Below are 13597 nucleotides of genomic sequence, written 5' to 3' on the forward strand. Positions count from 1 at the left end.
TGAGTTTCTTTCATGATACAGGTCGAAGTCGGGAAAGATAATTAAGGGTTAAATAAACATCTCAGTTCTTGTTTACGTTTTGACTGCATCATTTTTATGATATTTTTCTTTATATTGTCAATGTTTTTTTCAACCGTTTTTACTGATTTCTTTTAATCTGCAAAAGCGTTATCAAAACCGTAGGTAACTTTTTAAAACCAACAAATTAAATATGGGAGAATGGTCAAAATCCATAGGAGAAAAGGGCGAATATGTAGTCAAATTTATTTTTGAAAATATTCTGAATTTCAACTCTTTAATAGAAAACCCTTCAATCGATTGTATTAAGGGCTTTAAACATAAAGACAAATATGCAGAATCAAACAAATCGTCTCATGGAATAGACGGATTGATTAGCTATAAAAGTCCATTAGAAGATTATAGCCTTGACATCGGCATTATTTCATCTAAGTATGTAGGAGGTGAATATCCCAAATATCCGTCAACCCTGTTCAAATCCCACATAAAAGATTTAGCTCAGACTTTAGAGTGTTTTTACAACTCTAAATTAAAAAACAATATAAACCAGAATTTTACAGGTGTTAACAAAACAGAAATTTTTGGCATTTTAGTTTGGCTGTCAAATACAAGTGATTTAAATTTTGATTTAGTCTCAAAGGTTGATAACATTCAAATTGATACGGACTTAGTTTTTGATAAAATAATACTACTGGACAATAGCAAAGTCAATTTCTTATATGAAAGTATCTTCAGAACAAAAGAAATATTTGGGGGCGATAATATTGATTTTGTCTACCACAATAGTGGTCTAAACTTCACTTCCATTCAAGAGAACTCTTATGGAAAAATCTTTCCTTTAAACTATTTATACTCAGACATAATTGCACTAAGGACAGCCAAGAATAACAGAATTACATTAAGTATATTCATAAATGATGATTTCGAGGAAGAACAATTTGTACAACTTTTAAATTTTGCAAAATCATTTGATCATCTAAATGCAGTCGATAAAATAATCTTGAGCTATAAGACGTATGATTATTTGACAAATGAAAACATAGTGAAAGAAAAGCTTGTGAAATTTCCAATGTATAAGCTCAATGAAAATTTAGAAATAAAGAAGTTCCCTTCTGATTTTAGAAATTAATGATATGAATAAAGATATTTTACCTCAAGGAGATTATATAAGACAGCTACTTGTAAAATCTAATGTCACAAACGCAAACATAAACTTTCTTCTTAGAGAAAAAGGTGTGTTTCTTGGTCATAACGAGAAGAATAACTCTGTTCCGTTGTTAATGAAAAGTGTTATAAGTCCGAGGGATTATTCTGTTTTATACGACACGCAAAAAACGAAAGAAGAAAGTATAAAGTATAGGACTTCTTCGATCAAATGTAATTCTGACTTTGATTTTACAGATATTTTTGACACTGCAATTGACTTGCATACTCTAATTGTTGAAAAACATACATACAAACCAAATTACAAAATCATTGGTAATCCAACATTCTATTTCGAAGACGAAAACACTGCAATATTTGAATATCAGATAGAACGAGAGAATTTACTTAGTGATTGGACAAATAATAAAACCTATCACAACGGAGCGATAACACTGAAGAAAGTTTCTGAACACGACATACAGATTTCAGTACAACAAAACTCAACATCAAAAGAGACATTTGAAGTCAATAATTTGATTATGAATGTGGTGAAAGAAAAGCTATTTCAAAAATCAATAGTCAGTTCAAATGATGACATTATTACCGTTAAATTTAATCATTTCGACAATTCTTCAAGAATTAAATTTTTCTATTCCTTTGCCAGTGATTTCAATATTTACCTTGAATTCAAATCTATAACTGACATTGATGTCTATTTAGATGAGAATATTGAAAGCCATAACGATGTAAAGATATTTTTAGATGAAATAGATAATTTAAAACTGAATGGAAAAGGGCTACAGAACCACATATTATTAAATAAGGTAGAGTATTTTCCCAAATTAATATTTGGTGCAGTAAAATTTAGATATAAACTGAATTATAGTGGTATTGATGGCTCTGCAATAATTAACCTTGGGTTTCCCGATTATGTGAAATCTAAAGACGAAAATTCAGATTTTCAAATTTCAATCGACTTAGTTCTAAATAAACAGGATAAAAATCAAAAAACAGAGAATGCTATAAGAAAAAAATTACTTGAATTATTTGAAATTAAAAAAGTTGAAAGCTATGAAAAATTCAAAACAACATAGAGATTCACGATGACTGCTTCAATCTCACCTTTTCAATTTTCGTTCTTTTATTGTAGATATAAACTCTTTAGGTTTATTAACCTTTTCCACTAATATATCAGATTGATACGGACTCTCTTTCAGTTGGTTTAATCGTCTTAAATCTTCCAAAAAAGAGTTCGAGTTCTGTACCAGTGGGTTTTCACTGATTGGGACAAGTCAAAATTTAAACGACTTGTCCCATTTTTTTCTATAGATTCCTGTTTATCAGACAAATAAACTCAGCAGCTTCATTGATTATTGCGGTTCGATATGTTCTATCATTTTCTGATTCCGGTTTTCCGGGATCAGGCGTAAAAGTCAAGGAATAAAGATCTGTAGTCAGCCTTGGATTCATCAGAAGCTATCTGGATAAAAGAAAAATCGACGGAGTTGGAAGCAGGTCAATGCTTCCCGTTCTGGTGAGATTACATGAAAAACGGGTTATGATAAACAACATAACCCGTTAAGCCCTGCCGGAAGATTAACTAACGCCCCCGATTCGTGTCTCCACGAATCGGAATAAGAAGGAAGAAGCTTCGTGAAGACACGAAGCTTGGCTAAAGCCTTCCTATTTTTCTTTTTTCACATATATGACATTGCTGTCGCTTGTTGTTTTTCCGTCTTTGTCTATTTGGGTTACCTTGACATAAACATCGCCACTCATAATCTCTTCCAGTGTTAAGTCGTTTTTGTTACAGCCCGCAAAAAACACTCCTGTTAGCAATGCTATGCAGAAGAATAAATGCTTACGATGGTTGAACAACAGGCCGCTAGCTAACATTAAGGCAATGACGACGGGTATGCCCGCTTTCTTTAAGTCACTCATCATAACAGTGTGCTCATACTCCAGCACTTCGCTTGAATTTCCGTTAGCGGCCTTGGTTTTTACAGTACCTACATCTGTCCAGTTTTTACCATCGTTAGACGCATAAATGATAAACTTATCGTTATTATGCTCGCTAACGGTTTTCCATTTAACCAACATCTCTCCGTTGCTTATGCTGGCTGTCAGGTCGGTAAAGGTTACCGGGAGTGGCAGGGAGCCAGCGCAGGTTCCATCATAAGTAACGCCATTAATCGTCCAGCCTTTATCCACGGTTAATTTATCATACGCGGCCTGGTCGCCGAAAGTCAAACCGGCTGGTAGATTGCCAAGCACCAACGTATTTGGTGTTTCCGGATTATTTGCCCAACCTCTTAATGTTAAACTAAAGTTTAAGCAAGTTAAAGCAACTGCTCCATCGAACATACCGTTGACATTGGTAATGTTTTTTAAATTCCACCCAGCTAATGACTGGTTAAATTTCTTTGCCCCTAAAAACATACCGTTTACAGCTGTAACACTTGTTAAATCCCAATTTGTGAAACTAGCTGTACCTACTAAATTATCGCAATATTTAAATAACTGTGCCGTTGTGCCTGATAATTTTGGAGAATCAGCAGCAGTAATGTCCATATTTTGGCATCCGCTAAATGCCTGTTGATTCTTAAAGGTGTAAATATCTCCCCACTGTGTTATATCCATAATTTTAAGACGATCACCGGCCGATTAGTAAGTGTAAGGCTTGGCAGGTGTTGAATTACCAAAACTGAACACAAAATCATTTGATACCGCTGTTATGGTTAATTCATATTCCCCCGCTTCGGCTGTGGTAATAGTGTAGCCATCCGTACTGCCCGCCGCATTCGTAATTGTTACCCTTGTACTCTCATCGGCACCTACTTTTATATAAGAACCCGAAAATGTTCCTCCGGTTACCGGTACCCTAAACTTCATAGTGTTATCACCGGAAGGCGCTGTATTATTGCTTGCTAGGTTAGTCGAAGCATTATTAGTCTTCCACACAGTAATAAAAGGGGTAGCTGCATAACTGAATCCCATGCCACCGGCTAATAATAACATTACCAGCAGCCATCTTTTTGTAATTTTTAATTTTTCCATGACCGTTAAAATTTAGTTCAACTTTAGTTAATTGTTTAAATTCTTAATATTTGTAATCCACGATATAATCAGGGCAATACATTCACCGTCCCTGTTGCTGTTACAGTACCCGAGCAGGGAGTTTGAAACTTTACCTGCATGGTACGTTTATCGTTCAGCATACTGCCCGGGTAACTGTTATAGGGCAGAAAGGCTTCTTTCCCATCCGGATAATGCATATTGTTTAAACCAACAGCGGTTACCGCGTTTATCTGAGCGCCAAAGGGCACTTCATTTTCTGTTTGAAAAGTAATTGTTGAAACTTCTTGTCCTTTAGGGATTTCTTTTTTTACCGTTAAAGGGTTGTATGTTTTATATTTTACCTTCTCCCAGGTATTATCCCTGAAGTAGACATCTTCAAACTTTGTCAGGTCAACAGAGCCGTGTGTATTGTCAACAGATTCGGCTCTTAGCGTAAAAGTTTTTAAGGAAATAAAGGTATTCCCCATCACCAATATCCCCCCAACAGGAGCATTAACTGTATATGGCGCTATTCGTATCCACGAAAACTTAGAGACATCCGCATGCTTCCAGGCATTGGTAAAGTGATTACCTTATCAGAACATAAAAGACGATCCTTCTTCCGGAAAAATGCAATTGAGTAATATGGCAGGAAGTACGTTCACTCCTCCTGTGAGAGTTGATAAGAGCAGCCTTTCGCAGTATTTTTCCGGATAAGACAAACACATCAAAATTTAAGCCACACAGCTTTTCTCAATAACAAAGGCATCAGATACAATTGTATACATGTTACAACATCCCCCGGGATTTTGTAACTTTGTATATATTGGTGTCTATACACCGTTAAGCAACTCCAACTTTATGGTCTTAACAGCAGGGTTAAGATCTAATTTACATCGTTATGGATAAAGAGGTTCTCGAAATATTGAATAAGCATCAGCTGAAAAAAACCAGTCCCCGGTTAAGTGTACTTTCAATTCTAAGGTCTCGCGAAACGGCAATTTCACAACCCGAGCTGGAAACTATTTTAGGCAAAGATGTAGACCGGGTTACGTTATACCGGACGCTTAGTACCTTTGAGGGAAAAGGTATTATCCATAAGGTTCTGGATATGCATGGCACTGCTAATTATGCGCTGTGTGATGCTTCCTGCACTGAGCATAAGCATAACGACGAGCATGTTCATTTTAATTGTACATCCTGTTTAAATGTGTATTGCCTGGAAGCTCTACAAATTCCTCACCTGGTTATGCCGCCTGATTTTATTCCGCATACCATTAATTTTATTGTGTATGGAATTTGTGAGAAGTGCACTAAAAAGGCAGCCGAAGAGCATCAAAAGCTCCATTAATACGAACTGTTACAGTCGCTTTCAGTAAACCTCTTTATTGATTTTACTGTCCAGGCTTTTAATAAATGCCACCAACTCACGCTTTTCTTTCCGGGTTAACCGGAGCGGTTCACTATCCAGCGTCTGGTTGGATATCTTCAAGCCGGCGCCAACTCCTCCCCCTTTATCGTAGAAGTCAACCACTTCTTCCAGCGTTTTAAATACGCCGTTATGCATATAAGGAGCGGTTCGTGCCGCATTGCGTACTGTGGTAGTCTTAAAAGCATGCTCATTGCTCTCAACAGGAATTACCACATAGCTGCCCATATCCGAATCAATGGCTTTGGCATCGCTGGTTAAGGGTACCCCTATTACTTCGGTTTCTATGCGCATATATTTCGGTGGAAGTGCTCCGTTAAATAATGGCATATAATGACAGGTAGCGCACTTTGCCTTACCCATAAACAAATTAAAGCCATTGACTTCTTCCTTGTTCAGGGCGGCTTTATTTCCCCGCATGTATTCATCGAAACGACTGTTCAAAAAGGTAAGGCTACGAACATAGGAGCTGACCGCATTCATGATTTCCATGGTATCTATGGCTTCCCGTTCTTTCTGCGGAAAGGCTTCCGCGAATAAAGCCCGGTAGGTTTTATCATTCCAGAGCCGCTTTGCCGACACCAGCATACTGCCATGCATTTCATCCTTGTTCGCTATCACATCAGCTACCTGGTCTTCCAGGGCAATGGCCCGTAAATCATAAAACTGGGCCGGTTGCAATGCCGCGTTAATTAAGGTTGGCGTATTTCTGCTAATTGTCCCTTTACCTGTAATATCCGCATTTTTTACCAACCCGTCGGTAAATGCTTTTTCCGGCTGGTGGCAGGATGAGCAGCTCCGGGTTTGTGATCCGGATAAAATAGGATCATAAAACAGTTTTTTACCTAAAGCGATTTTCTTAGCCGTAGCGACATGGTCGGGTTCAGGCAAATATGCGTTTGCATTAAAGGCGTTTTCATCAAAAAGCGTTTCCGCATCCTGGTTCAGCAGGCGGTTATATTTTACCAGCGGCATATCACTGTGTCGCTGTATTTGGGCTAGACTTACGGAAAGCGGGTTGGCATAGGTGGTAATGAACAGCGCCCGGTCAAACTTATTAAAATTGGTATGCCTTTGTAAGTACTGCACGGTCTGCTGCAATCGCATTGAAAATCCATAGTCGTCAGGCGCAGTCGTATAATGAGCCATTACAGCCTGCAGGCTTTGCAGGCTAACCGCTGATTCTTCCATACTTTTTTCTGAAAGCGGATCGTCAAAGCCGGTAATACCCAGTGTTATTACCCTGAACACCTGTAACTTTGCAGCATCCATTATCTGCCAGTTATACAGATCTATTGTTTGGAAGTATTCCTTGTACCTGGCGGTATTCTCTGCCAGGCGCTTAAACCGTTCTTCCAGCTCTTTTTTAGGGATTGAATCTGTTGCAGGGAATAAAAGCGCTTCTATCACCTGCAATCCGTCCGGTTCAAAAACGCTCCCGCTCACTTCCACTTCGGGCACAGGCGGGCCATTCACAAAGCGGGTAATGGTAGGCGTATAATATTCTGCAGCCCACTCAAATGCTTTATATGCCAGCCTAATCTGTAGAAACTGCTGCTGTAGCTGCCGGATATTCAGCGGCTGTTTTTCAAGAATTTTTCGGGTTTGCTCAATAAGCCTGCTAAAGTTGCCGACCTGGACAACTAACGTCTGCTGAATGGCCTTTTCGGGTACTTCTTTATCAGGCCGTCCGGAGGATATCGCAACAGCCGCAACTAATGTCAGCAATAGTGATATAATCCGGATTTTCAACGTTAAAAGCTAAATGCATTGCTTAACGGGTTGGCATTTTTATCCCTGTCGTTAAGCGGCTTTAAATTCCACCTCTTCTCGATAAATGACAGGATGCTTACCGTTTCATACTGGGTATGATCTACATAACCTTTTTTGGCAAATGGCGAAATAATAATAGCGGGAATACGTGTTCCCGGCCCCCATTTATCAATTACCGGCGGAGCCACGTGATCCCAGAAACCACCGTTCTCATCATAGGTGAGAATAATTACCGCATCTTTTCCATTCGGCCCATTCAATACGGCATTAATTAATTTTACGGCATGGTTTTCCCCGGTATGAATATCCGAATGCCCGGGATGTTCATTCTCTAGGCCAATGGGCTTTACAAACGCAACAGCAGGCAACGTACCCTTACGGGCAGCCTCAAAGAACTCGGTTTCATCTTTCAGGTGATCTTTCTTTGCCTGCGTTCCATCGGCATAATTGGCAAAGTAAATAAAGGGTTGATGATGGTATGAAAAGGTTGGGTCTGGCTTGCCCGCAATAGCATCATTCCACCCACCGGAATACCATGCCCATGAAACATTTTTTTCTGAAAGGCGGTCGCCAATGGTTGGAGCCGTTTGATTTGGTATCAGTCTTTCGGGATTAGCACCTTTAGGATGGGGCATATTAACGGAATATCCGGTATTAACCACATAACCATCCGGAGTCACCGTACCATCCTTAACCAGGTTGCCAGCCGAATCTAACTGAACTTTCATGCTTTGAGGGGCATTAGGAAAAACCGGGGTTGCAGCCGCGATAAGCCATTGATGATTTAAAAATGAACAACCGAATGCGCTATGAAAAAAGCGATCGCAAAGCGTATACTGCTTGGCAAACGGATACAGGGGCAGCAAACTTGTTTTGTAATAGCCCATAGTTAATCCCTTGGTACGATTATACTGGGCAAAACGGTTCATTTTACCGCCGTTAATTTGCAACTGCTCCTGGTAATAGCGATGCGTTACATCCGGAGTTAGCTGGTCGGCAGGAACGTACTGATCTATATTGAAATAATTATTGGGCAGATTGACAGGAAAAGCGGTACTCCGTGGAATAGGCGGCAGATAAGTATATGGATTGCCATCCTTATCAATCTGCGTAACGCTTTCGGCGCTTGCGTTGGCGTGACCATCCGCTCCTTCAAATTCCCCGTACAGGCAATCAAAGCTGTGGTTTTCCATGTAAATCACCACTACATGTCCTACCTTATTAATTCCTTCGGGCTTGGTTCCGGCATCTTCCTTACGGATATCAAACGCCATTATGGTTAATGACACTAAGATAATTAAACTTAGTCCGGTAATAAATTTTAGTTTAAGAGGCAAAAGAACGGATTTCATACAATTCAATATTACAATAAGACTTCAATATTAGTAATTAAAAGGAATAAATAATTGTAACATTATAATAGATGGCGCTTGAACTCAACTATCAAAGCGTTCCAGTAATTTTAGCAGCGTAGCAAAATCCTTCGGGTAAGGCGCATGAAACGTCATTTCCGTATCAGGGTTAAGCTTCAGGGTAATTTCATGAGCGTGCAATGCAAAGCGTTTCATAATGGACTGCTCTTCCTGGTCTTTACCCAGATGATAGCCACGCTTTATAGCCGACAGAAAAACCGGTTTGCCACCATACATATCATCGCCGACAATGGAGGCCCGTTGTGTAGCCAGGTGAATGCGTATTTGGTGCATGCGTCCCGTTACCGGACGACATTCGACCAATGTATAATGCTTAAAATAAACCAGCGAATTAAAATAAGTTTCGGCCGGCTTACCCTCCTTGCTGATACTGACATTTTTATTGCCCAGGTTCAGGATAGGCAATTCAACCTTTAAATCCTTAAACACATGCGTTCCGTTAATAATGGCATGATAAACCTTTTTTACCTGCCGGTGCTCAAACTGCATGGAAATAAAACGGTAAGCCTCCGGATGTTTGGCAATAACCAGGCAACCGGAAGTTTCGCGGTCAAGCCGGTGACATACCTGGGCATCGGGAGTATAGCTTTTTGCTAAACGCAGGATGTTGATCTCAGAGCCTATAGCCTCGGCTTTACGTGAGCGATCGTCTAAGGAGCTGATGAAAGGCGGTTTATTGATAACAATGATATCGTCGTTCTCAAAAATAATCAGGTCTGCAAATCTTGGAATTTTCATGCAACGCAAAGGTAACAATAGCGAATTAAATACTGAGATGTGTTGCAAATTATCGAATTGCAATTCCGGGGTTATATGCATCGGGATTGCAAATCCCGATGAGCGAAAATCCGTGCGATCTCCTCAATCCGTGGAATCTGTAAAATCTGCGTAATCCTCTCAATCTATGCAATCACCCATCTAAAAACTCCCCATACCATTTACCGGAATCTTTTACAATACGTTGCTGGGTTTCAAAATCAACATATACCAGACCAAACCGGGGATGGTATCCTTCTGCCCATTCAAAATTGTCTGTCAGCGTCCATACAAAATAGCCGTTTACTTTACAGCCATCCTGCTTTGCACGCAATACCTGACCAATATGCTCTTGCAGATATTCGGTACGTTGCCGGTCGTGTACCCCGCCATTTTGCACATGATCTGCGAACGCAGCGCCATTCTCGGTGATGTATATCTTTTTTATCTGTGGATATGCGCTGTATTGTTTCAGCGCCTGGTATATAGCCTGCGGGTAAATCTCCCATCCCATAGCTGTAACCGGCACATTCCGCTTTCCCGCGGGAATCAACCGGGAATGCAGATAGGGTGTAAATAAAGAATAAGCCGCTACTTCACGGGTATAATTTTGCAATCCAATGAAATCAAAGTCGAACTGCATATTACGCTCATCATTGGCCTGCATGTACCGCGAAAGCCTTTGCAGCACCGGCACATCTTGCTGCGGATAACCCAACCCCAATACAGGTTCTATAAATAACCGGTTCAGCAGGGCGTCCGCCCGTTTGGCAGCCCGGACATCCCGCTGCTTTGACGATGCTGGCTCTACCGGTGAACAGGAGAACGTACTGCCTATTTCCGCATCCGAAGGCAATGAAGCACGTAAAGTCCGGCCGCCTTCGGCCATACTTAATATCACATGATGCAAAGCCGGTAGGAAATTTTTCAGTCCACGTCGACCTGGAGCATGCACCCCGAAAAAATAACCGGCGCCGGTAAATACCGCCGGTTCATTCATCACCATCCAATGTTTTACCCTATCGCCAAAATGTTTAGCACACAAAGCCGTATAATCGGCAAACCACGAAACACTGTCACGGTTTGTCCAGCCGCCTTTCTGCTCCAGCGCAGCAGGTAAATCCCAATGATACAGCGTAAGCCAGGGATTGATATTTAATTTAAGACACCGGTCTATAACACGGTTATAATAATCGATGCCTTTCTGATTGACTTGCCCAAAGCCATTCGGCAGCAGTCGCGTCCACGCTATAGAAAACCGGAAATTAGGAATATTTAACTGGCTGATCAGTTTGATATCATCCGTATAGCGGTTATAAAAATCGCAGGCAACGGCCGCATGTTCGTTATTCCTGATCCTGCCTTTTCGGGATGTAAAAACATCCCAGATAGAAAGGCCTTTACCATCAACGTTACAGGAACCTTCTGTCTGAAAGGCAGCAGTAGAAACTCCCCATGCAAAATCTGCTCCAAAAGCCTGACGGTTCAGCACCTCTCTCATTGGTTCAATGCCTCAGAACAATCAGGAAACAGCGATGTAAAATTCTGTTTCAAAAACATGTCCGTGCTCTACCTTTTGTATGGCTTCCTTGTTGCCGATATCGGTGGCTTTATTTACGGTATCGGCGCATCCCAGCCAGGGCTCTATACACACAAATGGCGCACCGGGCTTAGCCCAAATTCCCAGGTAATTGAAATGCGGAAATGATACGGAAAGGCTATGTTCATGCCTATCGCTTTTGATGCTTACTTCCCGCGATTGCAGGTTTTTGAACACCAGTGCATCGTTGGCAAACAGCTCCGCATTGAGCGGCAACTTGTTCCCTTGCAGAACAACAGGTTCAGTTTCGCCGGTAAAAAAGCCTTCCGGCGATAAAATATAGCGTTCTAAGGATTCTCCGTTATTAAACTCCAGGTAATAATCGGCATATTTTTCACCGGTGTAAAACGGAACGGTAAATGCAGGATGCGCTCCTACCGAAAAATAAATATCCTTATCATCGCGGTTAATCACTTTATAGCTTACGCGAAGCTTATTACCAAAAAGATCATACAATACCTGAAATTCAAATTTATAGGGATAAACCTTCAGCGTATCCGGGTTATATGGTAATGAAAACTGTGCGTGAGTATCGGTATGCTCGATTTTCATAAATTGCGAATGCCGGGCAAAGCCGTGCCGCTGCATGGGATAAGCTGTCCCATCTACCCTGATCTCATTATTGATACATCCGCCAACAACCGGGAATAAGTTAGGCGCATGCCAGGGCCATACTTGCGGATCGGCATACCAGATATGTTCTGTTTCGGTTTGTTTATTAATAAGGGACGATAATTCTGCTCCTTTAGATCGTATAACAACTTTTAACAGTTCATTTTCAATTGTAACCATAAGCCAATAACTTTATTTGGGTTTATCTTGTTTCCGGTGTGCCGGCTTTTTTTTATGCCAGTTTTTCTTCTTTTTACGGTTATCTCCGCCCCTCTTCCGTACCGGATTATACTCCGGGCCTGTACCAAGCTCTTCGGGCAGGGCAATTTTAGTGATTTCGCGACCGATAAGCGCTTCTATTGCTGCAAAACGACGCTGATCTCTTTCATTAATAAATGTTATGGCTGTACCGGTGGTTTCGGCCCGTGCCGTACGCCCGATACGGTGAATATAATCTTCGGGATCTGGCGGAACATCGAAATTAACAACCAGGTCAATACCTTCGATGTCTATTCCCCGCGAAAGCACATCGGTTCCGATAATTACCGGCAGGCTCCGGTTTTTAAATTCCAGTAAAATTTCCTGCCGCTCCTGCTGATCAAGGTCTGAGTGAAACGCTTTTGCCTTGATATGCAATTTGCGTAATGTTTTTTCCAGCTCTTTTACTTTATCTTTCCGGGACGCAAAGATAAGGATGCTGGCATAAGACGCTCCTTTTAACAGGTGTTCTATCAATGGGATCTTCTGTTCGTCGAATGTAAGGTAGGCCTGCTGATCAATACCACTGGCAGGCTGCGATATGGCAATATTGATCTCTTCGGGCTGATGCAGTATGCGGTTTGCCAGCGTACGTATTTTGGGCGGCATGGTTGCCGAAAACAGCAATGTCTGACGGCGGGCCGGCAACATGCTGATAACTTTCATAATGTCGTCGTAAAAGCCCATATCGAGCATCCGGTCGGCTTCATCCAGCACCAGGTATTCCAGGTGATTCAACTGAACTGAATCGCTGCTTAAATGAGCAAGCAATCTTCCGGGTGTGGCAATGATAATATCCACCCCATCTATCATCGCTTTGCGCTGCTGCTCAAAAACCATACCGTCACCACCGCCGTACACCGCTATGGAGCTTAGCCCGGTAAAATAAGCAATGCCTTCTGCCAGCTGGTCTATCTGTAAAGCCAGCTCACGGGTTGGCGCTAAAATCAATGCGCTTACATGCTTCCTATCGCTGGTAGCAATATGTTGTAATATGGGCAGCAGATAGGACGCTGTTTTGCCCGTTCCGGTTTGTGCACAGGCAATCAAATCCTTATGATTAAGAATAACCGGAATGGTTTGCTGCTGGATAGGTGTTGGTGTCCGGTATCCCATACTTTGGATACCTTCCATCAATTGTTCGTTGAAATTAAAATCGTAAAAAGTCAAAATCGATAAAAATGAAGTTCAAAAGTAAGTATTCGATTTGGTAATGTGTAGTGCGTAATGAGATATGAGATTGCTAAATTGTTGTATTGTTGTATTGTTACCTGTTATGAAGCCTCATTCCCAACCTTAATAAGCCAGTATCGAGTAGTGGGTAGTCGGTATTGAGTATTGAGTATTGAGTATTGAGATGGCCCACCCCGCCCTCCCAACCGCGTGCCGCCTTAGCTTTAGCAGTGGCGCAAGGGAGGGTGAGTTTCTGCTCCTTGTCTTGTTTCTATGTTTTTGTCCCTCAATCATAACTCTGAATCATACAGACATATCAACTGTCAGTTGTCAACTGTTAAT

General features: G+C 41.2%; 12 protein-coding genes. 3 read left to right on the top strand and 9 right to left on the bottom strand.

What is annotated here, in order from left to right; translation table 11 throughout:
• The first annotated feature begins 211 nt into the window (after window positions 1-211).
• Window positions 212-1147: a hypothetical protein gene (locus FW774_RS06685; protein ID WP_149347401.1), complete on the top strand. Its 936-nt coding sequence runs from the start codon at window positions 212-214 to the stop codon at window positions 1145-1147.
• A gap of 4 nt (window positions 1148-1151) precedes the next feature.
• Window positions 1152-2258, top strand: coding sequence for a hypothetical protein (locus FW774_RS06690; protein ID WP_149347402.1), 1107 nt, complete (start codon window positions 1152-1154; stop codon window positions 2256-2258).
• Between the two features lie 589 nt (window positions 2259-2847).
• Here FW774_RS06690 and FW774_RS06695 read toward each other — a convergent pair.
• From FW774_RS06695 to FW774_RS06705, 3 genes are all read right to left on the bottom strand, one after another.
• Window positions 2848-3804, bottom strand: coding sequence for a BspA family leucine-rich repeat surface protein (locus FW774_RS06695; RefSeq protein WP_149347403.1), 957 nt, complete (start codon window positions 3802-3804; stop codon window positions 2848-2850).
• Window positions 3805-3828: 24 nt separating this feature from the next.
• Window positions 3829-4221: a hypothetical protein gene (locus tag FW774_RS06700; protein ID WP_149347404.1), complete on the bottom strand. Its 393-nt coding sequence runs from the start codon at window positions 4219-4221 to the stop codon at window positions 3829-3831.
• A gap of 68 nt (window positions 4222-4289) precedes the next feature.
• Window positions 4290-4709: a hypothetical protein gene (locus FW774_RS06705; RefSeq protein WP_149347405.1), complete on the bottom strand. Its 420-nt coding sequence runs from the start codon at window positions 4707-4709 to the stop codon at window positions 4290-4292.
• Window positions 4710-5122: 413 nt separating this feature from the next.
• Here FW774_RS06705 and FW774_RS06710 point away from each other — a divergent pair, with 413 nt between their 5' ends.
• The gene (locus FW774_RS06710) at window positions 5123-5572 is read left to right on the top strand and encodes a Fur family transcriptional regulator (RefSeq protein WP_149347406.1); all 450 of its coding nucleotides are present in this window, start codon (window positions 5123-5125) and stop codon (window positions 5570-5572) included.
• A gap of 21 nt (window positions 5573-5593) precedes the next feature.
• On the opposite strand, the gene FW774_RS06715 is transcribed toward FW774_RS06710, so the two are convergent.
• The 6 genes from FW774_RS06715 to FW774_RS06740 all read right to left on the bottom strand — a co-directional run bounded on the left by FW774_RS06715 (window position 5594) and on the right by FW774_RS06740 (window position 13252).
• Window positions 5594-7402 carry a cytochrome-c peroxidase gene (locus FW774_RS06715; protein ID WP_149347407.1) on the bottom strand — a complete coding sequence of 603 codons (1809 nt, stop codon included), beginning with the start codon at window positions 7400-7402 and terminating at the stop codon, window positions 5594-5596.
• A 2-nt stretch (window positions 7403-7404) separates the two neighbouring features.
• Window positions 7405-8712 (bottom strand): alkaline phosphatase family protein, encoded by a 1308-nt coding sequence (locus tag FW774_RS06720; RefSeq protein ID WP_242457753.1) that lies wholly within the window; start codon window positions 8710-8712, stop codon window positions 7405-7407.
• Between the two features lie 147 nt (window positions 8713-8859).
• Window positions 8860-9594, bottom strand: a complete 735-nt coding sequence (locus FW774_RS06725) for an RluA family pseudouridine synthase (RefSeq protein WP_149347408.1) — start codon at window positions 9592-9594, stop codon at window positions 8860-8862.
• Window positions 9595-9766: 172 nt separating this feature from the next.
• Window positions 9767-11113 carry a GH1 family beta-glucosidase gene (locus FW774_RS06730; protein ID WP_149347409.1) on the bottom strand — a complete coding sequence of 449 codons (1347 nt, stop codon included), beginning with the start codon at window positions 11111-11113 and terminating at the stop codon, window positions 9767-9769.
• A 21-nt stretch (window positions 11114-11134) separates the two neighbouring features.
• Complete coding sequence (locus FW774_RS06735; RefSeq protein WP_149347410.1) at window positions 11135-12004, bottom strand: aldose 1-epimerase family protein; 870 nt, start codon at window positions 12002-12004, stop codon at window positions 11135-11137.
• Window positions 12005-12016: 12 nt separating this feature from the next.
• Window positions 12017-13252, bottom strand: coding sequence for a DEAD/DEAH box helicase (locus FW774_RS06740; protein WP_187774840.1), 1236 nt, complete (start codon window positions 13250-13252; stop codon window positions 12017-12019).
• Window positions 13253-13597: the final 345 nt, after the last annotated feature.

The sequence above is a fragment of the Pedobacter sp. BS3 genome, assembly GCF_008274585.1.
Lineage (GTDB): Bacteria > Bacteroidota > Bacteroidia > Sphingobacteriales > Sphingobacteriaceae > Hufsiella_A.

Bases quoted from the DNA above. Each gene is read 5' to 3' on its own strand.
- FW774_RS06685 (WP_149347401.1), top strand. From the start codon at position 212: ATGGGAGAATGGTCAAAATCCATAGGAGAAAAGGGCGAATATGTAGTC.
- FW774_RS06690 (WP_149347402.1), top strand. From the start codon at position 1,152: ATGAATAAAGATATTTTACCTCAAGGAGATTATATAAGACAGCTACTT.
- FW774_RS06695 (WP_149347403.1), bottom strand. From the start codon at position 3,804: ATGGATATAACACAGTGGGGAGATATTTACACCTTTAAGAATCAACAG.
- FW774_RS06700 (WP_149347404.1), bottom strand. From the start codon at position 4,221: ATGGAAAAATTAAAAATTACAAAAAGATGGCTGCTGGTAATGTTATTA.
- FW774_RS06705 (WP_149347405.1), bottom strand. From the start codon at position 4,709: ATGGGGAATACCTTTATTTCCTTAAAAACTTTTACGCTAAGAGCCGAA.
- FW774_RS06710 (WP_149347406.1), top strand. From the start codon at position 5,123: ATGGATAAAGAGGTTCTCGAAATATTGAATAAGCATCAGCTGAAAAAA.
- FW774_RS06725 (WP_149347408.1), bottom strand. From the start codon at position 9,594: ATGAAAATTCCAAGATTTGCAGACCTGATTATTTTTGAGAACGACGAT.
- FW774_RS06730 (WP_149347409.1), bottom strand. From the start codon at position 11,113: ATGAGAGAGGTGCTGAACCGTCAGGCTTTTGGAGCAGATTTTGCATGG.
- FW774_RS06735 (WP_149347410.1), bottom strand. From the start codon at position 12,004: ATGGTTACAATTGAAAATGAACTGTTAAAAGTTGTTATACGATCTAAA.